The organism is Pandoraea sp. NE5, assembly GCF_024363545.1.
Taxonomy (GTDB): Bacteria; Pseudomonadota; Gammaproteobacteria; order Burkholderiales; family Burkholderiaceae; genus Pandoraea; species Pandoraea cepalis.
In genome coordinates this window covers 858247-880302 of the sequence record NZ_AP025517.1, presented here as the reverse complement: position 1 = coordinate 880302, position 22056 = coordinate 858247, and the positions used below count along the sequence as shown (strand labels likewise).

Here is a 22056-nt window from a genome sequence, read left to right as displayed (position 1 = left end):
CGATGCGCTTACTTTGCGCGCGTCAGCAATGGGGCGAGGTACTTGCCGGTGAAGCTGGCCTTGTTCGCCGCCACTTGCTCGGGCGTGCCTTGCGCAATGATTTGCCCACCGCCCGCGCCGCCTTCCGGCCCGAGATCGATCACCCAATCCGCCGTTTTGATCACGTCGAGATTGTGCTCGATGATGACCACGGTATTGCCTTGATCGCGCAGCCGGTGGATCACCGTGAGCAGCAGCTCGATATCGTGAAAGTGCAGCCCGGTCGTCGGTTCGTCAAGGATGTAAAGCGTTCGGCCCGTGTCGCGCTTCGAGAGTTCGAGCGAGAGCTTCACGCGCTGCGCCTCACCGCCCGAGAGCGTGGTGGCCGACTGGCCGAGGCGAATGTAGCCCAGGCCCACGTCCAGCAATGTCCTGAGCTTGCGCGCGACGACCGGCACCGGCTTGAAGAACTCGTGCGCCTGCTCGACCGTCATGTCGAGCACCTCCGAGATATTGCGGCCCTTGTACTGCATTTCGAGCGTTTCGCGGTTGTAGCGTTTGCCGTGGCAGACATCGCAGGGCACATACACATCGGGCAGGAAGTGCATCTCGACCTTGATGACGCCATCGCCCTGACAGGCTTCGCAGCGTCCGCCCTTGACGTTGAACGAGAAACGGCCCGGATCGTAGCCACGCTCCTTGGCCGCGGGCACGCCGGCGAAGAGTTCGCGGATCGGGGTGAACAGCCCCGTGTAGGTGGCCGGGTTCGAGCGCGGCGTGCGTCCGATGGGCGATTGGTCGACGTTGATGACCTTGTCGAAGTGCTCCAGCCCTTCGATCTGGTCATACGGCGCCGGCTCGGCCGACGACCCGTAGAGATGCCGTGCGACGGCGTGATACAGGGTGTCGTTGATCAGCGTCGACTTGCCCGAACCGGACACGCCGGTCACGCAGGTCAGCAACCCGACCGGCAGATTCAGCGAGACGTTTTTGAGGTTGTTGCCCGATGCGTCCAGAATTCGCAGTCGATCGTCGCTCGGCGCGCGTCGCTGCGCAGGCACTTCGATACGCCGCGCGCCGGACAGGTACTGCCCCGTGAGCGACTCCGGCGCGTTTTCGATCTGCTCGGGGCGGCCTTGTGCGATCACCCTGCCGCCGTGGATGCCCGCGCCCAGCCCCATGTCGACGACATAATCGCTTGCGAGAATCATGTCCTCGTCGTGTTCGACCACGATGACCGAGTTGCCAAGATCGCGCAGATGCTTGAGCGTGCCGATCAGGCGGTCGTTATCGCGCTGATGCAAGCCGATGGACGGCTCGTCGAGCACGTACATCACGCCGGTGAGGCCCGAGCCGATTTGCGACGCCAGGCGGATGCGCTGCGCTTCGCCGCCCGAGAGCGTATCGGCGCTGCGTTCGAGCGAAAGGTAGTCGAGGCCCACGTTGTTCAGGAACGTGAGGCGGGCCACGATTTCCTTGACGATCTTGTCGGCGATCTCGCGCTTCGCACCGTGCAGGACCAGTTCGTGGAAGTGGCCGAGCGTTTCGCGCAGCGGCAGGTTGCCGATCTCGTAGATCGCGCGCGCCTGCTGGCCTTCGCCGACCTTGACGAAACGGGCTTCGCGACGCAGGCGGCTGCCTTCGCAATCGGGGCAGGCCTGGTTGTTCTGGTACTTGGCCAGCTCTTCACGCACGGCGACGGAATCGGTTTCGCGATAGCGTCGTTCCAGATTCGGGATGATGCCTTCGAAGGCATGCTCACGCACCGATGTGCGGCCCTTCTCATTCACATAGGTGAAGGGAATGGTCTGCTCGCCGGAGCCGAAGAGTACGATCTTCTGGGTGGCTTCCGGCAGCTCCTCGAAGGGCGTGTCGACATCGAAGTCGTAGAACGCCGCGAGGCTCTGCAGCATCTGGAAATAGAACTGGTTGCGGCGATCCCAGCCCTTGATCGCGCCCGAGGCGAGCGAGAGCGCCGGGAAGCCGACGACGCGCTTTGGATCGAAGAACGTCATGTGGCCAAGACCGTCGCAGCTTGGGCATGCCCCCATCGGATTGTTGAACGAGAACAGGCGCGGCTCGAGTTCCTGAAGCGAATACGAGCACACCGGGCATGCGAACTTCGAGCTGAAAACGTGTTCCTTGTCGGTGTCCATTTCCAGCGCCACGGCCCGGCCGTCGGCCAGCCGCAGTGCCGTTTCGAACGATTCCGCCAGACGCTGTTTCAGATCGGCGCGTACCTTCACGCGGTCGATGACCACGTCGATCGAGTGCTTTTCCGTCTTTTTGAGCTTGGGCAGGGATTCGATGTCGTAGACGCGCGCCGTGCCTTCGTTGGCCGCGCCGCCGCCCGAGCGGATGCGAAAGCGCACGAAGCCCTGGGCCTGCATCGTCTCGAACAGGTCGACATGCTCGCCCTTGCGATCGACCACGACGGGCGCGAGGATCATGAGCTTGGTGTCTTCCGGCAGCGCGAGCGCAGCGTCGACCATTTGCGAGACGCTTTGCGATTCGAGCGGCAGGCCGTGGTCGGGGCAATAGGGCGTACCCACGCGCGCGTAGAGCAGACGCAGGTAGTCGTGGATTTCCGTGACCGTGCCCACCGTCGAGCGCGGGTTGTGCGACGTGGCCTTCTGTTCGATGGAGATCGCGGGCGAGAGGCCTTCGATCAGGTCGACATCGGGCTTTTCCATCAGTTGCAGGAACTGGCGGGCGTAGGCCGACAGGCTCTCGACATAGCGACGCTGACCTTCCGCGTAGAGCGTATCGAAGGCCAGCGACGACTTACCGGAACCGGACAGGCCGGTGATCACCACGAGCTGGTGACGCGGCAAGTCGAGATTGACGTTCTTGAGGTTGTGGGTACGAGCCCCACGAATACGGATGGTTTCCATTCACGGTTCCGGGTCGTCGCCGAGGAATCCGCGCGGCGAAATGTCGCGGGGCGGTTTCCGGCCCCCAAGAGTCCGAGTTTCCCGGGACGTCGCGCGATATCGGCACGGCGTTGGCCGGGCGTCGACGCAGCGGGCGGCGGGAGCGGTCGGGCGGGCCGCTGGGGGAAAATCAGGGCGGCTAAACCTGCTAATATACCTAAGTTTGATTGCTGGGGCTGAACCGGCTGACGGGTAGTCTCGGGCGATATACCGGCATGGGCCATAGGTGGGGGCGAATCGCCCGCTTTCCAGGGGGCTGGCGCCGGACCGTCGTCCGGGCCCATCGACATGCCTCCGGGCAGCAATCATCAGACGATTCCGAGGCTGCACGTTGTTGCGCGCGCTATTTCCATCTCTCAGGACGTAATGTCTACCGATTCCGTGACTCCCGCTTCCCCTGCCACAACGCGCGGCCGAGGTGGCCGCATGACCCCGCTGGAAGTGCGCGCGAGCGCGTCGCTCGCGGGGATTTTTGCACTGCGCATGCTCGGTCTGTTTCTGATCATGCCGGTGTTCTCTGTGTTCGCGCAGACGATTCCTGGCGGCAACAACACTTTTCTCGTCGGACTGGCCATCGGCATCTATGGTCTGACGCAGTCCCTGTTCTATATTCCGTACGGGTGGGCTTCCGACCGGCTGGGGCGCAAGCCTGTCATCGTGTTCGGCCTGATCGTGTTCGCGATCGGCTCGCTCGTGGCGGCGCTGGCGCATGATCTGGCGTGGATCATCGTCGGCCGGGCGATCCAGGGGGCTGGAGCGATTTCCTCGGCGGTGATGGCGTGCGTGGCCGATCTGACGAGCGAAGCCAACCGCACCAAGGCGATGGCGATGATCGGCGGCAGCATTGGCCTGTCGTTCGCGGTGGCCATCGTGTGTGCACCGTTCCTGTATCACTGGCTGGGCATGAGTGGCCTGTTCTCGGCCATCGGCATTCTGGCGGTACTGGCGATCTTCGTGGTGGTGTGGGTCGTGCCGACGCCGCCCGCGCATCCCAAGGTGGGCCCGGCGCCGTTCTCGGAGGTGCTGCACAACCCGGAGTTGTTGCGTCTGAATTTCGGCGTGTTCGTGCTGCATGCGACACAGACGGCGCTGTTCGTGGCGATGCCGCGCATGTTGGTGGCGGCGGGGTTGCCGGTGGCGCAGCACTGGGAGGTGTATCTGCCGGTGATGGGGTTGTCGTTCGTGGCGATGGTGCCGGCGATCATCGCGGCCGAGAAGCGCGGCAAGATGAAGGTGGTGCTGCTCTCGGCGATTGCACTGGTCGCGGTGGCGCAGGCGGCGCTGGGCGGATTGCCGCCGACGGTGGGCGTGATTGCGTGCGTGCTGTTCGTGTACTTCCTGGGCTTTAACGTGTTGGAGGCATCGCAGCCGTCGCTGGTGTCGAAGCTGGCGCCGGGGCAGCGCAAGGGCGCGGCGGTGGGCGTGTACAACACGACGCAGGCCCTCGGGTTGTTTTGCGGCGGGGCGATAGGGGGTTTTCTGATGACCCACTACGGTCAGAACGCAATCTTCATCACTTGCTCAGTCGGGGCTGTCGTGTGGCTTATAATCGCCGCACCGATGAGGACGCCAGCGCCTCATCAATCCTGATCGGATATCAGCAATACCGGAGAAAGATTTATGGCATCAGTCAACAAAGTGATCCTGGTCGGCAACCTTGGCGCCGATCCCGAAGTCCGCTACATGCCGAGCGGCGATGCGGTCGCGAACATTCGTCTGGCGACGACCGACCGTTACAAGGACAAGCAGTCTGGCGAGTTCAAGGAGCTGACGGAATGGCACCGGGTGTCGTTCTTCGGCCGTCTCGCCGAGATCGTCAATGAGTACCTGAAGAAGGGCTCGGCGGTGTATATCGAAGGTCGTATCCGCACGCGCAAGTACCAGGCGCAGGACGGCACCGAGCGTTACAGCACGGAAATCGTAGCGGACCAGATGCAGATGCTGGGCGGCCGCAGCGGTGGTGAAGGTGGCGGCGGCGGTGGCGGCTACTCGCGCGGCGGTGGTGGTAGCGACGAAGGCGGCGGTGGCGGTTATTCGCGCGGCGGTGGTGGCGGTGGTGGTGGTGGCGGTGCCCGTCAGCAAGCACCGGCCAAGCAGTCGGGCGGCGGTTTTGACGACATGGATGACGATATTCCGTTCTAAAACCCGCACTTGAGCAAGTCTGGAAAGTGTAAGTCGCTGGCCCGCAACCTCCCTTGGTGCGGGCCATTTGTTTTTGTGTGTTGCGCACTTTCGCGCTGCAGTCATGACTCTGCGGAATCGGCTAAATCGGATAGCCAAAGCACGTGCCACAGGCGCGGTTTTCATCTTCGGCGCCGGGGCGGGTGGTACGACCGCCCCGTTTGGGATTCCCTCTCGCGTTTTCCTTTGATAAGCATCAAAGTGGTTCGTCCGTCGTCGTCTAGATTTATTTCGACAAGTGGGCGCCGAGCTTGCCACGATGCACTGCATCGGGATGTGGTCCTCTTTTCGGGCCACCGTCAGGTCAAGCTGGATGGGGGATTGCCATGCACGAGAGAGTTCTTGTTTCACCCGATGAATTGACACAGTTGATTCAGTCGGGGCCGGTAGTGCTCATCGACACACGAGACGCGGCAAGTTTTGCCGAAGCGCATCTGCCAGGCGCGGTGAATATCCATGAGATATTTACCTATCTGGCTACCTCAACGCCAGAAGGTCTTGCCGTCTTGCGCGAAACATTCACCGAGGCATTCGCGAAGGCTGGATTGTCTGGGAAGGAGACGGCTGTCATCTACGAACAGTCGATGACGACTGGATTTGGCCAATCCTGTCGTGGCTATGTACTGCTTCGCTATCTTGGCTATCCCCGCGACAAAATCAAGGTACTTCACGGCGGCTACAGTGCATGGCGTGCCGCCGGGCTGCCAAGCACAACGGAAGCTCCTTCGCCGACTCCCGTCGCGTTTCCCCCAGATACGGGCGGAAGCAGCATCCTCGTCGACCTGGCGGGGATGAAGGACGCCGTTGCAGACCCGCGTATCGTGAAGCTCGATGTGCGCGACGTCGATGAATGGATTGCCGAAAGCTCGTCACCTTATGGCAAGGACTTTTGCCCCCGAAAGGGCCGCATTCCCGGCTCGGTGTGGCTAGAGTGGTATCGAATGATGAAACCGACCCCCGCTGGGCAGATGTTCAAATCGCCGGCAGAGATTCTTGCCGAGTGTGCGACCGTGGGGATTCGTCGCGATACGCCTGTTGTTGTGTTTTGCTTCAAAGGGGCGCGCGCCTCCAACACATTTGTAGCACTGGAGGAGGCCGGCATCAGGGACGTGCGCCTTTACCTCGGCTCGTGGAATGAATGGTCCAGGGATCCTTCGCTGCCCATTGATGAGGGCTTGCCGTACTAGATCCATGCCCTACGCGCCGCAGCGTCATCGGCCGGTGCGAGCGCAATTTACACGTCGGCACCCCCCGCCCCGCGCAAGCTGCGCATCGTCATCTGCGCTGTCTCGAGCAAACCCTGAATCAAGCGCGATTTCGGTGACGCGCGACGCCACAGCAGGCCGAAACGGCGCGGCGCGACAGGGCCGGGGGGCGTCAGCTTGACGATGTCGAGCGATGCCAGCAGCGGCGATTCGATGTCCGGCACCAGTGCCACCCCCAACCCCCGGTCGACCATCATCGCGATCGTCAGGATCGAATTGAGCTCGAAAAGCTCGCGCGGCACGATCCGTCGCGAGCGCAAATATTCCTCGGCATTCCGTCCGCCACCTAACGTGCGGTCGTAGCGAATGAATGGCTCGGTGCGCAGCAGGTCGTCGGGATCGCGCCCGGCCAGCGCTCTCGGTGCGAGCACCACGATCGGTTCCTCGCGCAATAGCCGCCACTCGAAGGTCTTGGACAGATCGAACGGGGGCAGCAGACAGACGGCCACATCGATATCCCCGGCCTTGAGCGTTTCGAACAGCTCCGGCGTCTGGCCACCGCGGATCAACAGCTTGGCCTGGGGAAAGCGTTTCGAGAAGTGCGCGAGCACGTCCGGCATGACGGTCAGTAAGGCCGTCGTGATCGTGCCGATACGCAACTCGCCTACAGGCTCGCCCTGCAACGCGAAATCCTTCAACTCGCCGTAATCGCGTACCAGAGTGCGCGCCCGCTCGATCACCCGATGGCCGGCCTCGGTAGGAATTACCGTGCGCCCCGCCCGCGTAAACACCGCCGTGCCCAATTCGCGCTCGATGGCCTGCATTTGCTGCGCCACCGCCGCCGGCGTCACGCCCACCCGCCGCGCCGCCTCCGCCATCGACCCGCCATCGACGACATGTAGCAATGTCTTGAAGAATTCGATATCCATATCGAAAGAATTTCTACTGTTTGAAGATAGATATGAATAGTTTATCTAAAAAAGTCGGGCGGCTAGACTCCAGATCAAGCGTTTTATCAAAACGAAAAATCAGGAGACATCGTGCGCAGCAAGCTGTTCGTTCCGGCATCCCGCCCGGCGCTTTTTGCCAAGGCGTTGGCCGGTCAGGCCGATGCCCTCTCGTTCGATCTGGAAGATGCCGTTGCGCCCGAGCGCAAGGGCGACGCACGCGACGCGCTGCGCGCGATGCTGCGCGACGAGGCGACCCGGCAATGCGGCAAGGTGCTGATCGTGCGCGTCAACGCGCTCGACACGCCGCACTTCGCGCATGACGTTCGCGCCGTGGCCCAGCCCGGCCTTGACCTGATCAACCTGCCCAAACCAGAAACGAAGGCCGACGTGCTCGCCGCCGTCGCGGCGCTGGAAGCCGCCGAGCGCGAGAACGGCGTGACCACGCCGATCCGCCTGCTGCTCAATATCGAATCGCCGGCCGCCGTGCTCAACGCTGCTGAACTGGCGTGCGCGCATCCGCGCGTCGCCGGCTTGCAACTCGGCCTTGGCGACCTGTTCGAGCCGCTGGGCATCGCCCGTCGTGAGCCGCGCGCCATCGAGCAGGCGATGTACGCTGTTCGGATGGCCGCCGGTGTCGCTGGCGTCTACGCCTACGACTCGGCCTTTGGGAATATCAAGGATGAAGTGGGCTTTCGTGCCGAGGCTGAGCTGGCCCGCGCGATGGGCTTCCTTGGCAAGACCTGCATCCACCCGAGCCAGATCGCGATCTGCAACGACGTGTTCCGCCCGTCGGACGACGATATCGCCCACGCGGTGCGCGTCGTGATCGCTACGCGCGTGGCCAATCGCGACGGCGTCGGTGCATACGTGGTCGACGGCAAGATGATCGATCCGCCGTTCGCCGCGCGGGCGCAAGCCGTTGTCGACGACGCGCGCCGCATGGCGCTGCTGAGCGCCGACCAGTTGATTGCGCTCGACGCGCCGGTCTGAGCTTCCGCCACTGACCGACACTGACCGCGCACCAACCGGGCACCTCGCCGCTCGACCGAATTTTGTGAGACCTGCACGATGAACGATTCCACCGCCAACCCGGCCGGCCCGCTGTCGGGCATCCGCGTGCTCGATCTGAGCGCGTATATCGCCGGTCCGTACGGCTGCGCGCTGCTTGCCGATCAGGGGGCCGAGGTCATCAAGATCGAACCGCCCACCGGCGACAATCTGCGCAAGTACCCGTCGACGCTCGAAGCCGAAAGCCGTGCGTTCCTTGGCGTGAATCGCGGCAAGCGCGGCATCGCGCTCGATCTCAAGCAACCGGCGGCGCTGGCCGTGCTCAAGCGTCTGGTCGAGCGTGCCGACGTGCTGGTGCACAACTTCCGGCCGAGCGTGCCCGCGCGCCTTGGCATCGCCTACGACCAACTGCGCGACATCAATCCCCGCCTGATCTACTGCAACGTCACCGGTTACGGCGAGACTGGCCCGGACAAGGACAAGGCAGGCTACGACCAGGTTCTGCAAACCATGTCGGGCATGTGCGTGATGCAGGGCAAGGCCGGCGGCCCGCCAGAGATTCTCTACGGTTCCGTGGTCGATTACTTTGCCGCGTCGCTGGTCGCCAATGGCGTTTCGTCGGCGCTATTCGCGCGCGAGCGTAGCGGCCAAGGGCAATACGTCGGCGTATCGTTGTTGCGCAGCGCGCTGACCATGCAATCGGCTCGCTTGATCTGGGCGGACGGCGAGCCTCGCGAGATCGGCCGCGACATGCGCTCCGGCGGCATTACGGGCATCCACCCGACGCGCGATGGCTATCTCTACATTTCCGCCAACACGCCGCATTTCTGGCGTGCGCTGTGCGAGAAGATCGGCCTGCCCGAACTGGCTGCCGACGAGCGTTACGACACCGTGCGCAAGCGCGCCGAGCGCCGCGACGAGATCGTGCAACGGCTGCGCAGCGCGCTTGCGCAGCACTCGGCACTCGAATGGGAAGCGCTGTTCGGCGAGGAAGTGCCGTGCGCCGCCGCGCGCAACGTCGAAGACATGTTCGACAACCCGCAAGTGCTCGCAGAAGACATGATCGCCACGTTCGAGAATCCGAACGTCGGGCAATATCGCGGCTTCAAGCAACCGATCCGCTTCGGCGATACGCCGGGCCCGGTACCGATGGCCGCGCCCGCCTTCGGCCAGCATTCGGACGAAGTGCTGCTCGGCGAAGGCTGGAGCGCGGAGGAAATCGCGGCGCTGCGCAGTACCCACGCGCTGCTCTGAGCACGCGACGAGACGACACTGCGCGGCAAGGTACGAAAAAAACACAATCGCCAGACGGAGACACGACGATGGCACTCACCGACGCTTCACCGCAACGCGAACACGGCAGCAATGCTGCGGCGACGCCGGTCAATGCGTGCGACGCGCACATGCACATCTTCACGCACGTCGATATCGAACGTTACGCGGCCGTGCAGGCACAGCTCGGCACCACGCGCACCGTCGTCGTCACGCCCCGCCCGCATGGCGTCGACAACGCGGTGACGCTCGACGCCATCGCGCAGCTCGGCCGCGAGCGCACGCGCGGCGTCGGTGTGATCCGTCCCGACATTTCCGACGCCGAACTCCGCCGGCTTCACGACGGTGGCATCCGCGGCATCCGTTTCACGCTCTACACGCCGGCCAACGCCGTCGTCGGCTTCGAGATGGTCGAGCCCCTCGCGCAACGCATTCACGCCTACGGATGGCACGTGCAACTGCACTGGACGGCCGACCAGATCGTCGAGCACTGCGCGATGCTCGGCCGTCTGCCGTGCCCGATGGTGTTCGACCATATGGCGCGCCTGCCGCAGCCGGCCGGTTTGGCGCATCCCGCGCGCGAGGTGGTTGAGCAACTGGCTGCCGCCACGGGGCGCGTCTGGGTCAAGCTCTCGGGCCCGTATCTCGATTCACGCGACGGCCTCGATGCGCGTTATGCCGATGTCGCCCCGGTCGCTCGCCACTGGGCCAGGACGTTGCCCGACCGCGTCGTGTGGGGGGGCGATTGGCCGCACGTCACTGAAACGCACACGCCCGACGATGTCGACCTGCTACGACTGCTGACCGAATGGGTGCCCGAAGAAGCGGCACGCAAGCGCATCCTCGTCGACAACCCGGCGCAGCTTTACGGCTTCACCCGCTAACGGCAGAAGCCGTTCCCAGAACCCAGCAACAACAGAACAAGACATGCAGCGATGACGAGCATGCCCAGCCCGCGCGACACCATTCGCGCAAACGGAGACAAAGATGAAAACGAGCGTCACCCGCGCACCGGCGAAGAAAGTCGGTTTCACCGAGGCAACCATCCAGCTGTTTGAACGGATCATTCCCGATCCGTTTGTCCTGGCCATCCTGATTACGGCCGTGGTCGGCGCGCTCGCGCTGATCTTCGGCCCGCACGCGAGTGTGGACCGTCTCGTCACCGGCTGGTACAAGGGCTTCTTCGGCATTCTGACGTTCGCTTTCCAGATCACACTGGTGCTGGTGACCGGTCATGCGTTCGCACACGCGCCGCCCGTGCAGCGCGTGTTCAAGGGACTGATCTCGATCGCGCGCACGCCCGTGCAGGCCGCTGCACTGACGTTCCTGCTGGTGGCGATCGCATCGTTCTTCAACTGGGGCCTGGGACTGGTCGTGAGCGCGCTGCTCGCCCGCGAAGTCGCCAAGCGCATGAAGGTCGACTTCGCGTGGATCGTCGCGGCCGGCTTCTCCGGTTGGGTGGTCTGGGCCAGCGGCATTTCCAGCTCGATTGCCCTCGCGCAATCGACCGCCGGTAGTGCCATGAACGTGGTGCAGAAGGTCACCGGCACGGTGCTGCCGTTCGGCGACACCGTCTTTACTCGCTTCAACCTCGTGCCGACCGTCGCGATGATGATCGTGATGCCGTTCGTGCTCGCCTGGCTCAAACCCAGCGACGAGAACGCGGTCGTGCTCGACACGACGCTGCATCCGGACCCGCCCGTGCGCCAGAAGCCGCAAGGCCCGTTGAGCTTCGCCAAGTGGCTCGAACACTCGTGGATCGGCAGCGCCTTCATCGGCGTGCTCGGCGTGGCGCTGCTCGTCTACACGCGCTATGAACACGTGGCATTCTCGGGCGTCAATGCGGTGATCTTCGTGATGTTCATCGCCGGCATCGTGCTGCACGGCTACCCGCTGGCCTACGCCGACGCGGTCAAGAACGCCGCCAAGCAGACCGGCTCGATGATGCTGCAGTATCCGCTGTACGGCGGCATCATGGGCATGATGGACGCGACCGGCCTGCCGGATGTGATCTCGCATTTCTTCATCGCGATCTCGAACGCGCACACGCTGCCGTTCTGGAGCTACATCTGCTCGTTGATCGTGACGTTCTTCATCCCGAGCGGGGGCGGTCACTGGGCCGTGCAAGGCCCGTTCGTGGTGCCGGCCGCCGTGGCGCTGCATGCCTCGGTGCCGGCCACGACCATGGCGGTCGCGATGGGCGAGCAGGTCTCCAACATGATGCAACCGTTCTGGGCCGCCCCTGTCGTGGCGATGGCCGGCATCGGCGTGCAACGCGTGCTCGGATTTACGGTCGTGACCTTCCTCGTCGGCCTCGTGATTTACGGCGCCGCCATGCTGTTCCTGGTGTAAACCACATAACAATATGAACGGAGACTCCCCCATGGAAACCACCGCAGCGGGTCAAGGCCAGGCGAGTGCAGCACAGCCCAAATCGCTCAAGCAGCGCTGGTGGGCCGTCTTCGACACGTCCATCGGCGCGCTGCCGTTGCCGGTCTACATCGTGCTGGTCGCGGTACTCGCGGCGATGGCGCACGCCGGCAAGCTGGCGGCCGATCTGCCCACGGGCATCGCGTTGGTCGCCGTCGGCGGTTATACGTGCGCTGAACTGGCCAAGCGGATTCCGTTCGCCAAGCATATCGGCGGCACCTCGATCTTCGCGGCCTTCGTGCCGTCGATGCTGGTGTTCTACGGGTGGATGCCAACACCGGTGACGTCGGCCGTCAAGCTGTTCACCAAGCAATCGAACTTCCTGTATCTCTTCATCGCGGCGATCATCGTCGGCAGCGTGCTGTCGATGGATCGTCAGGCGCTTATCAAGGGCTTCGTACGCATCTTCATCCCGGTGGCCATCGGCTCGATCGCCGCCGGCGTGGTGGGCGTTGCGGTCGGCACGGCGTTGGGCTTGCCGGCGCGTCAGGCGCTATTCTTCATCGTGATGCCAATCATGGCAGGCGGCGTCGGCGAAGGCGCGCTGCCGTTGTCGGCCGGGTATGCGCAGATTCTCGGCGTCGAGCAAGGGCCGATCTTCGCGCAATTGCTCTCGGCCGTGATGCTCGGCAATATTGTCGCGATCTGCTCGGCGGGGTTCCTGAGCTATCTCGGCAGCCGCAAGCCGGCCTGGACCGGTAACGGCCGGCTGACGGTGGGTAATGAGTATCTCGTCGGTGAAGCGCAACCGCCGTTGCAGGCGTCGACCAAGCCTGACGTCGACGTCAGTTCGGTGGCGGCTGCCGGCGGCACCGCGATTGCGCTGTATCTGGTCGGTGTGCTGACAAATAAGCTGTTCGGCTGGCCCGCACCCGTGATCATGTTGGTGCTGGTGATCGCCGCGCAGTTGTTCCAGATTGTCTCGCCGCAGGTCAACGGTGGCGCGAGGTTCATGTACCGTTTCTTCTCGACGGCGGTGACCTATCCGCTGATGTTCGCGATCAGCGTGGCGATGACGCCGTGGGGCGAGATCGTCGGCGCCTTCCACTGGATCAATATCGTGACGGCCGTCGCGACAGTGTTGACGCTGACCGTGACCGGCTTCTTTGTCGGCCGCCTGGTCGGTATGTACCCGATCGAAGCGGCCATCGTGAACGCGACGCACAGCGGCCTGGGCGGCACGGGCGACGTCGCGATCCTGACCGCAGCCGACCGGATGTCGCTGATGCCGTTCGCGCAAATCGCCACGCGCATCGGGGGCGCTGTCACGGTCATCGTCGGTCTGGCGGCGTTGGCGCAATTCCACTGATTGCGGTGGCGCCGTTGACACATGTCGCGTGACGTCTCAAGCGAACCTGACGCGGTACCGAGCCTCTTCGGATACCGCGTCAGATCCCGTGTCACGTCGTTGCGGGCATCAGAAGCGATGCACGATACCGGCGATGAAGCTCACGATATTGTTGCCGGCGGTCACGGGAATGCCGGCGCCGCCCGCATTGCTGATCGTGAAGGCCGCGTTGGCGTTGTTCTTTACGTAGCTGGCCCCCGCGTACAACCCGGTGCGCTTCGAGAGGAAGTAGTCGTACCGCACGCCATACGACAGCGCATTGCCCGACGAATTGCCGCGCAGGCGGTATTGACCGAAGCTCAGCAACAGCGTGCCTCTCGCCAGGTTCGGCACCAGCGCATTGACTTCATAGAAGTCGTTGTCCGGGTTCGCGTAGGTCGCGTTGCTCGCCGTCGTTACGCTATCGGTGTTGCGGTGGATCTGATACAGGAACGCCGGCTTGACGAAGCCGAAGTCGTACGACGCGCCAAACAGGTAGTAGCGTCCGGTACCCGTCGGCGACGCCGTGGTGACAGCCGACGTCGTGCTGAAGCGCTGCTGCAGGTAATCCGCATCGGCCGAGAATTGCCCCGCCTTGAAGTTGAATCCCACCGACGCCGTATCGCCCAGCGTACGCGGCTGTCCCGTCGCGCCATTGGCGCCGCGCGCATACAACGCGCGTACGGTCAGGCCCGCGAAGGCCGGTGACACGTAGCGAATCGAATTGGCGGTGCGGGCCACCGGCACGAAGACGAAGTTGTTCGTCGCATTGCCCCAGCCGAGTGTGTTGAGGTCGCCCTGCGAATACGTCACATAGGTCGTGAACAGCGGCGTGTAGTTGTTGCCGACCTGCACCTGCCCCCACTGATTACTGCGCAATCCGACCCACGCCTCGCGATTGAACAGCGCACCATTGCCGGCAATCGTGCCGTTGTTCACGTTGAATCCGTCTTCAAGCTTGAACACCGCAGCCAGGCCGCCCCCCAGGTCTTCGGTGCCAATCATCCCCCATCGCGACGGCGCCACCGAACTCGATTCCACCCGCGACACGCTGGTGCCGCCTGTGTGCGCATATTGCACGCCCGTGTCGATGATGCCGTACAGCGTCACGGATTGCGCATGCGCGCCCACGCTCGCGCTCAGCGAAAGCGCCGCAGCGGCGCCAAAACGTCGAATCATTGCCATGTCTCCATTCCTCTGTCGTCATAGACCATTCATTTGCACAAAAATGGCTGATGGCAATTTTTGTATATATTTTTAAGCAAATCAAATTTTAATGTCGAAACTCGGGTAAACCGGGAGACTTCGTGATGTGTGTCTGCAACACGTAGCACGACGACAGGCCGAGATGAGAGGGAGACGCAGCGCAATACCCCCACGCCTGCGCAGGCGCGGCAGGCACCAGCGCAGCGGAACGTGAAGGCGAGGGAAGGGAGGGGGCAGCGTTGCCAGCCCAAGCGATCGGGCCGGCCGAACGAGACGGCTTATTCCACCGGGAAGAGATTGGCGTCGGCGAGGATGATGTCGGCCGTGGTTTCGTAGTGCTTGCGCATGAGTTGGATCGCACGCGGCGCATCGCGCTCGATGACGGCGTCGAGCATCGCTTTGTGCTCTTCGCGCTCGTGGCGGTTCGGGTAGATACGCTTCACCGACAACTGGCGATAGCGGTACAACTGATCCGAGAGTTGCTCGCAGAAGTTGAGCAGCCAGCGTGACTGGCAGCCGCTGATGAGTGTGCGATGGAACGCCCGATGCAGCCGCTCCCACTCGGGATTTTCGAGGTATTGAGTTTCGCTGAGCGAGCGCGGCACCTTGGAGAGGCGGTGGTAAGCCAGCACCAGCGCCTCTTCCCACTCCGGCTGGTCGGCCGCAAACGCCTCGCGCAGGGCGACTTCTTCGAGCCAGACGCGCGTCCTGGTGATCTCGCGAAGGTCGGCGGCGCTGATGCCGGTGACGGCAAATCCCCGCTGATCCCGCCGCTCCACCAGGCCATCGGAGGTCAACCGGTTGAGCGCTTCGCGCACCGGCGTCTGGCCCGCCTGGTATTGATCGCAGAGGAATTCGATCTGCAATTTGCGACCCGGCTCGAGCTTGCCGGCCAGAAGATCGGCCCGCATCCGGTCGTACAGATTGGTCGCCAGCGTGACGTTCGACCCGGCCTGGCTAGCGGTCTGGCTGGCAGAGGACAGCGCGGATATACGGGACAAAACGTTACCTCGATCAGATGGGAGCGGGAAGTTACGTGCAAGTATATCTGAAACGGGTCAGCCCAATGCCAACGTCGGAAACCTAGGTGTTTACGATTATTTGTGTACGAAAATAACAAATCAGTGTTTTTGTATATATAATTGCTCGCAACAAAGGTCCGGTGCGATCGCTTGATCGAGATCGCAACGCCTGGACGCGTTCGGAGATCAGTCGTATGGCATCCCCCCTGACGTTGGCGCAGGCCAACGGAATCATCGCGGCGGCACTCGCTGCGAGTCACCAACATCAGTACAAGGCGATGGCGGTCGTCGTGCTCGACGATGCTGGCCACATCAAGGCCGTGCAGCGCGAAGACGGCGCGTCGATGTCGCGAGTGGACATCGCAACCGGCAAGGCGTGGGCCTGTGTGAGCATGGGCGCCAGCAGCCGCGCGCTGCTCGCCCGTGCCAAGGACAATCCCGCCTTCTTCAATGCACTCGCGGTTACGCACGGCGGCAAGTTCATTCCCCAGACCGGCGCCGTTCCGATTCGCGATGCCGACGGCCGCGTCATCGGCGCCGTGGGTGCATCGGGCGGCACAGGCGACGAGGACGAAGCGATCTGCATCGCCGGCGTGATGGCCGCGGGGCTGCGTCATGAGTGAGCCTGTCGTACACGGCCACGGTTGCGGCTGTGCTGCGCTGCCCGGTATCGACGTGCACTGCCATGTGATTCCCGCCGAGTTTCCGAAGTCGCTGGGCGTCACGCCGGCCGGCTGGCCGTCGATGGCGCCGGCGCACGAGTGCCATCGGCACGTGATGATCGACGGCGGTCTCTATCGCACGGTCTCGGACCGCTGCTGGGATGCCGGCAAGCGGCTCGACGACATGACCGAGCAGCGGGTCGGCGTGCAAGCGCTCTCGCCCATGCCAGAGTTGCTCGGCTACTGGCTGCCGGCGCAGGAGGCCGCGCATCTGAATCGCTACGTCAACGACGAGATCGCCAAGATGGTCGCGTCCGCGCCGACGCGCTTCGTCGGTCTCGGGGCGGTGCCGTTGCAGGACATGGATCTCGCCATTGCCGAACTGACCCGAATGATGGCCTCGGGCGCCTTCGCGGGCGTGGAACTCGGCAGCAATATCAACGGTGTGCCGATCGGCGCAGCATGCTTCGATCCCTTTTTCGAAGCGGCCGAAGCGCTCGGCGCGGCGATCTTCGTGCATGCACTGCGCCCGGCCGGCGAGGCGCGACTGGTCGGGCCGAAGCCTCTGTTGCAAGCCCTCGGCTACCCCACCGACGTTGGCTTGGCCGCCGCGTCGGTACTCACGACAAATCTGATCGTGCGTCGCCCGACGCTGCGCATCGCGTTCAGTCACGGCGGCGGCACGCTTGCGTCGCTGTTGCCCCGACTCGAACGCGCGCACAAGGTGTTCAAGCCGCTCGACGACACGCTACTCGAATCACCGAGCGCCCAAGCGCGACGCCTGTACTACGACGCCCTGGTGTTCGACGACGACACACTCGCGCACCTGGTCAGGACCTTCGGCCACACACAACTGATGCTCGGCACCGACTATCCGTTCGCGTTTCGAGAGACCACGCCGGTCGCCAGCATCGAGCGCGCGTTCGCCGATGCGACGCTGCGCGAATCCCTGATTCATCTCAATGCCGAACGCTTTCTCGGCATGTCTGCAAGGAGTCACTCATGACGTCGTCCCTCGTCAGCGCACTGCGCGGCATTGCCATCGGCGTGCCGGATCTCGCGCTCGCGGAAACCTTCTATACCGAGACCTGGCATCTGAGCGTCGTGGCGCGCACCGATGACGCGGTCTATCTGCGCGGTACGGGCGCGGCGCATCACATTCTCGCGCTGCATCGCAGCGACCGCGCCGACGTACGCAGCGTCGATTTCAACGTGCCGTCGCTCGACGCGCTGTCGATGCTGGCCGAGACGATTCCGGCGAACGGCGGCACGGTGATCGACGGCCCGGCACCGGTGACCGAACCCGGTGGCGGCACACAGTTGGTCGTACAGGACCCGCAAGGCCGCGTGCTGCGCTTCATTTTTGGCGACATGCGCTGGACCGACACGGCAGAGCGCGCCGACGCGCCGATCAAGATCACGCACGTCGTGATGAACAGCGAGAACGTGGCCGTCGCGCAGACCTTCTTCGAAGACGCGCTGGGTTTCAAGCTTTCGGATCGCACCCGCATCATGGCCTTTTTGCGGTGTGGCACTGATCACCACAGCATCGCGCTGGCCGATGCCACCGAGACCAGCCTGAACCACATCGCCTTCGTGATGCCGGACCTCGATTCGGTGATGCGCGGTGGCGGCCGCATGAACGATGCCGGTTATCCGATCGAGTGGGGCGTCGGCCGTCACGGTCCGGGCAACAACGTGTTTGCGTATTTCCTCGGGCCGTTCGACTTCGTCATCGAATACACGGCCGAAGTGCAACAGGTCGACGACACCTACCGCACCGGCGGGCCGGATGACTGGAAGTGGCCGCCCGGACGCATCGATCAGTGGGGTGTCGGAAAATCGCCGTCGCCGCGCCTCAAGGAAGCCCAGAAAACCATTCGCTTTCGCCACGGCTGAAGCCGTCGCGTCAATCTTCAATCAAGTCCACGGAGTCTTTCGGTGAAATTCGTCACATACAAGCATGAAGCAGGCACGCGCCTGGGGGTGGTCGACGGCGATGACGTCATCGACCTGGCAGCGGCCGAACCCGGCGTGCCGTCCGATCTGCGCGTCGCGCTGGAGCAGGATGTCGATGTGCTCGGCGCCGCCAAGCGTGCGGTAGCCAATCATGCCGGTCAGCGCGTGCGCCTGTCGGATGTCAAGCTCGCCCCGGCGTTGCCGCGTCCGGGCAAGATCGTCTGTCTCGGCCACAACTTCTATGATCACGCCAAGGAAGGCGGCAACCTGAAGCCGGTGTACCCGCTGATCTTCTTCCGCGGCGCGACCTCGCTGATCGCCCACGACGATCCCGTGATTCGTCCGTACGTGTCGGAGAAGTTCGATTATGAAGCCGAGCTGGCGGTGGTGATCGGCAAAGGCGGTCGACACATCAAGCGCAGCGACGCGCTCGAGCACGTCTTCGGCTACGCCTGCTTCAACGACGCCTCGGTGCGCGACTTTCAGAAGCGCACGTCGCAGTGGACCATCGGCAAGAACTTCGACGGTACCGGCGCGTTCGGCCCGTGGATCGTCACGCCGGAGGACCTGCCGGCCGGCGCCACCGAGCTGAAGATGGAACTGCGCCTGAATGGCCAGGTGATGCAGAAGACCAACACCTCCGACATGATCTGGGGCGTGGCCGAAACTATCGAACTGCTGTCTGAATGCATGACGCTGGAACCGGGCGACGTGATCGCCATGGGCACGCCGGCCGGTGTCGGGTTCGCCCGCACGCCGCCCGTGTGGATGAAGGCCGGCGATCGCGTGGAAGTGGACATCGAGCGTGTGGGCGTGCTGTCCAACCTCGTGCAGGACGAAGTCGAGGCGAAATGAGCGTCATGAACGAGTCCTACGACGTTCTCATCTCCGGCTTCGGCCCATCGGGGGCCGTCGCCGCAAACCTGCTCGGCAAGCTCGGTGTGCGCACACTGTGCGTCGACAAGGCGCGCGAGGTCTACGACAAGCCGCGTGCGATCGCGCTCGATCACGAGATCATGCGCATCTTCCAGGATCTCGGGCTAGCCGAGCGCATCGCCCCGTTCGTCGATGTGTTTCCGCCGTCGGAGTACTACGGCACGCAAGGGCAGTTGATCAAGCGCATCGCCACCGTCGAGAAGCCCTATCCGATGGGCTATACGCCGACGATGACCTTCACGCAGCCGCCGGTCGAGCAAGCGCTGCGCGATCAGGCCGCGAGCTACGACTGCGTGAGCCTCGCGCTGGGCACCGAGCTGATCGGATTCGAAGACACGGGCGAGGCGGTCACCGCACGCCTGCGCGACGGCGCCGGCCAGACGCGCACCGTCACGGCCAAGTATCTGATTGCCGCCGACGGGGCGTCGAGCTTCGTGCGCACCACGCTGGGCATCGCGCTCGAAGACCTCGTGTTCGACGAACCGTGGGTCGTAGTCGACGTGATGGTCAACGACAGCGGTCTGGCCAAGTTGCCGAAGGTGGCGATCCAGTATTGCGAGCCGAAGCGCCCGTGCACGTACATCGTCGGTCCCGGACGGCATCGCCGCTGGGAAATCATGCTCTCGCCCGGGGAAGATCCCGCGCAAATGCGCGAAGACGAAAGCGTGTGGCAACTGCTCTCGCGCTGGCTCACGCCGGAAGACGGCACCTTGTGGCGCGCGGCGAGCTATCGCTTCCACGCGCTGGTGGCGAGCGAATGGCGCCGTGGCCGCGTGTTCATCGCGGGTGATGCCGCGCATCAGCAACCGCCGTTCATCGGTCAGGGGATGTGTCAGGGCGTGCGCGACATCGTCAACCTGGTCTGGAAGCTCGAACGGGTGCTTCGCGGCACGGCGTCGGACGCGCTGCTCGACACGTATCAGGTCGAACGCAAGCAGCACGTGACGACACTGACCACCCGCATCAAGGAGATCGGTCGCGTGATCTGCGAGCGTGACGAAGCGGCGGCCGCCGCGCGCGACGCACGACTGCTGGCCGAGTGCGGCGGTGTGGTGAAGACCGTTACGCGTCAGGAAATCGTGCCGCCGTTGCAGTCCGGATTGCTTGCCGCTGACGGTAACGCCGTGAACGGCACGCTGTTCCCGCAACCGCTCGTTGCGACGGACGCGAACGCCTCCGCGTTGCTCGACGACGTGGTCGGGGGCGGCTGGCGCGTGGTGGTCGACGATGTTGCGTTGCTGGACAGCGGCTGGGTCGCCGCGGCACGCGATATCGGCGCAAGGGTCGTGGTGCTTGGCTCGGCAGCATCGTTGCCAGCCGGCAGTGTGGCAGTGCAGGAGAAGGAAGGTGTCCTCGCGAGATGGTTCGAGAAGCACGATTGCCACGCGGCAATCGTGCGACCGGACCACTACGTTTGGGGTGTGGCGGGACACGCGAGTGCGCTTGCATCACAACTCGACGCGCTGATCGGCGCGTTGAGTTGACGGCCGGCGCCACGCCCGCTTGCGCGGGTGTGGCAAGCCGCCACTAAATATGCGGAACACGCCGGCACCAGACCGGCGCGGCCGCGACTGACACGGTCTGGAGACAATCGTGACGACAACCATTACCGCGCGCGAAGAAATCGCGCAGGCGAAATTCGGCGGGTTTCATTTCAAGTTTGCCGTGCTGCTCACCGCCATCATGTTCTTCGATGGCTACGATCTTTTCAATGCCGCTTACGTCATCCCTCTGGTGCGCAAGACCTGGCAGCCTTCGCCCGGCATGATCGGCTTCATGCTCTCGAGCGGCATCATCGGCCTGTCGATCGGCTCGGTGCTGCAAGGCCTGCTGTCGGACCGGTTCGGACGCCGTCGCGTCATGCTGCTGGCACTGTGGATGCTGACCCTCTCGAGCGGTCTTCTCGCCACCGTCGTGCACGGGCCGCTGGGGTTTGCGATCTTCCGCCTCATCATGGGCACGGCGCTGGGCATGGTGACGCCACTGGCGCTGACCTGCATCAACGAGTGGGCGCCGGCGAAGAACGCGAACACGTTTGCGACGTGGGTGTTCCAACTGGGCTTCTCCGCAGGCGGGATCTTCGCAGGCATCGCCGGGCTCTCGATGACGGCGCACTTCGGTTGGGAGTCGCTGTACTACATCGGTGCCGCATCGCTGTTGGTGGTGATTGCCGCGACACTGTGGTTGCCTGAATCGATTCAATATCTGATGCTGCGCGGACGGGAGTCGGAAGTGCGCGTACTGCTCGCCAAGCTGCGTCCTGAGCGTGAGGCGGTGTATCGCACGGCGACGTTTGCGCCGATGCACAAGCCCGAGACGATTGGCTCGATCGCGGCACTGCTCTCGCCGATGTATCGCCGCAACACGATCGTTCATTGGATTGTCGGCTTCCTCAGCCTGTTCTGCATCCACGGTCTGACGGGCTGGCTGCCGACGCTGGTCGTCGCGAGCGGCGGCGGTGTGTCATCGGCGTTCGCCTACGGCACGCTGGTGATGCTGGCGTCGGTGTTTGGCGGAATCGGCATGGGATGGCTGGCGGACAAGCTGCGCAGCCGCATCAAGGCGATGATCATTGGCTACACGTTGGCATCAATCTCGATGATCTCGGTCGGCATTGCGCTGGGCAATCTGTGGGCACCGCCGTTCGTCGCGGCGCTGGGCTTCTTCATCTTCGGTGCGCAGGCCGTGCTCAACAACTATCAGGTGATGTGCTATCGCACGGAAGTGCGTGGCACGGGGATGGGTGTGGCCGTGGGGCTGAACCGCGTGGGCGGCATCATGGGACCGATGATCATTGGCATCGTCGCAACGTTCAACCCGTCGCCGAGCTACACGTTCGGTATCTTCGCCGTGGCATTGGCGCTCGCCGCCGCGATCATCTCGCTGGGACGCCAGGAGATCGCATCGGTCGGGCTGGTGCCGGCGCCGGAAGCGCGCAGCAATGAGGTCAGTGGCGCGGCCAGCGTGCCGGCCGGGCAACGTTGAG

General features: G+C 63.8%; 18 protein-coding genes. 14 read left to right on the top strand and 4 right to left on the bottom strand.

All coding sequences use genetic code 11. From position 1 onward, the window contains the following. Window positions 1-8 precede the first annotated feature (8 nt). On the bottom strand, window positions 9-2873 hold the full coding sequence (gene uvrA / locus PanNE5_RS04055; RefSeq protein WP_261939285.1) for an excinuclease ABC subunit UvrA: 2865 nt from the start codon (window positions 2871-2873) through the stop codon (window positions 9-11). 465 nt (window positions 2874-3338) lie between these two features. Between uvrA and PanNE5_RS04050 the strand changes: the two genes are divergently transcribed. The 3 genes from PanNE5_RS04050 to PanNE5_RS04040 all read left to right on the top strand — a co-directional run bounded on the left by PanNE5_RS04050 (window position 3339) and on the right by PanNE5_RS04040 (window position 6280). Beyond that, on the top strand, window positions 3339-4502 hold the full coding sequence (locus PanNE5_RS04050) for an MFS transporter (RefSeq protein WP_017232618.1): 1164 nt from the start codon (window positions 3339-3341) through the stop codon (window positions 4500-4502). Window positions 4503-4532: 30 nt separating this feature from the next. After that, a complete protein-coding gene (locus PanNE5_RS04045; protein ID WP_017232617.1) occupies window positions 4533-5054 on the top strand; it encodes a single-stranded DNA-binding protein in 522 nt (173 codons plus the stop codon). Window positions 5055-5419: 365 nt separating this feature from the next. Next, window positions 5420-6280, top strand: coding sequence for a sulfurtransferase (locus tag PanNE5_RS04040; protein WP_026131711.1), 861 nt, complete (start codon window positions 5420-5422; stop codon window positions 6278-6280). A 47-nt stretch (window positions 6281-6327) separates the two neighbouring features. Here PanNE5_RS04040 and PanNE5_RS04035 read toward each other — a convergent pair whose 3' ends face one another. After that, the gene (locus PanNE5_RS04035; protein WP_261939284.1) at window positions 6328-7227 is read right to left on the bottom strand and encodes a LysR substrate-binding domain-containing protein; all 900 of its coding nucleotides are present in this window, start codon (window positions 7225-7227) and stop codon (window positions 6328-6330) included. Window positions 7228-7338: 111 nt separating this feature from the next. Here PanNE5_RS04035 and PanNE5_RS04030 point away from each other — a divergent pair, with 111 nt between their 5' ends. The 5 genes from PanNE5_RS04030 (at window position 7339) to PanNE5_RS04010 (ending at window position 13267) form a co-directional block, all read left to right on the top strand. After that, a complete protein-coding gene (locus PanNE5_RS04030; protein ID WP_261939283.1) occupies window positions 7339-8238 on the top strand; it encodes an HpcH/HpaI aldolase/citrate lyase family protein in 900 nt (299 codons plus the stop codon). 78 nt (window positions 8239-8316) lie between these two features. After that, window positions 8317-9510: a CaiB/BaiF CoA transferase family protein gene (locus PanNE5_RS04025; RefSeq protein ID WP_261939282.1), complete on the top strand. Its 1194-nt coding sequence runs from the start codon at window positions 8317-8319 to the stop codon at window positions 9508-9510. 68 nt (window positions 9511-9578) lie between these two features. After that, a complete protein-coding gene (locus tag PanNE5_RS04020; RefSeq protein WP_261939281.1) occupies window positions 9579-10412 on the top strand; it encodes an amidohydrolase family protein in 834 nt (277 codons plus the stop codon). 103 nt (window positions 10413-10515) lie between these two features. After that, window positions 10516-11880 carry a short-chain fatty acid transporter gene (locus PanNE5_RS04015; RefSeq protein WP_261939280.1) on the top strand — a complete coding sequence of 455 codons (1365 nt, stop codon included), beginning with the start codon at window positions 10516-10518 and terminating at the stop codon, window positions 11878-11880. A 31-nt stretch (window positions 11881-11911) separates the two neighbouring features. Then, window positions 11912-13267 (top strand): 2-hydroxycarboxylate transporter family protein, encoded by a 1356-nt coding sequence (locus tag PanNE5_RS04010; protein ID WP_261939279.1) that lies wholly within the window; start codon window positions 11912-11914, stop codon window positions 13265-13267. 108 nt (window positions 13268-13375) lie between these two features. Here the strand turns inward: PanNE5_RS04010 and PanNE5_RS04005 are convergent, their stop codons facing one another. Together PanNE5_RS04005 and PanNE5_RS04000 are read right to left on the bottom strand one after the other, a co-directional pair. After that, window positions 13376-14464: a porin gene (locus tag PanNE5_RS04005; RefSeq protein ID WP_261939801.1), complete on the bottom strand. Its 1089-nt coding sequence runs from the start codon at window positions 14462-14464 to the stop codon at window positions 13376-13378. A gap of 305 nt (window positions 14465-14769) precedes the next feature. Beyond that, entirely contained in the window at window positions 14770-15492 is a 723-nt protein-coding gene (locus PanNE5_RS04000; protein WP_039829971.1) for a GntR family transcriptional regulator, read from the bottom strand. Window positions 15493-15707: 215 nt separating this feature from the next. Here PanNE5_RS04000 and PanNE5_RS03995 point away from each other — a divergent pair, with 215 nt between their 5' ends. The 6 genes from PanNE5_RS03995 to PanNE5_RS03970 all read left to right on the top strand — a co-directional run bounded on the left by PanNE5_RS03995 (window position 15708) and on the right by PanNE5_RS03970 (window position 22055). After that, a complete protein-coding gene (locus PanNE5_RS03995; RefSeq protein ID WP_261939278.1) occupies window positions 15708-16136 on the top strand; it encodes a GlcG/HbpS family heme-binding protein in 429 nt (142 codons plus the stop codon). Then, the gene (locus PanNE5_RS03990) at window positions 16129-17181 is read left to right on the top strand and encodes an amidohydrolase family protein (RefSeq protein ID WP_017232606.1); all 1053 of its coding nucleotides are present in this window, start codon (window positions 16129-16131) and stop codon (window positions 17179-17181) included. Before PanNE5_RS03995 ends, PanNE5_RS03990 begins: the two co-directional genes overlap by 8 nt. Then, window positions 17178-18074 (top strand): VOC family protein, encoded by an 897-nt coding sequence (locus tag PanNE5_RS03985; RefSeq protein WP_150562302.1) that lies wholly within the window; start codon window positions 17178-17180, stop codon window positions 18072-18074. The genes PanNE5_RS03990 and PanNE5_RS03985 overlap by 4 nt, the downstream gene beginning before the upstream one ends. Before the next feature lie 42 nt (window positions 18075-18116). Next, complete coding sequence (locus tag PanNE5_RS03980; protein WP_017232604.1) at window positions 18117-18989, top strand: fumarylacetoacetate hydrolase family protein; 873 nt, start codon at window positions 18117-18119, stop codon at window positions 18987-18989. Next, window positions 18986-20554 (top strand): bifunctional 3-(3-hydroxy-phenyl)propionate/3-hydroxycinnamic acid hydroxylase, encoded by a 1569-nt coding sequence (locus tag PanNE5_RS03975; protein WP_261939277.1) that lies wholly within the window; start codon window positions 18986-18988, stop codon window positions 20552-20554. Before PanNE5_RS03980 ends, PanNE5_RS03975 begins: the two co-directional genes overlap by 4 nt. Before the next feature lie 109 nt (window positions 20555-20663). Continuing rightward, on the top strand, window positions 20664-22055 hold the full coding sequence (locus PanNE5_RS03970) for an MFS transporter (protein ID WP_261939276.1): 1392 nt from the start codon (window positions 20664-20666) through the stop codon (window positions 22053-22055). Window position 22056 lies beyond the last annotated feature (1 nt).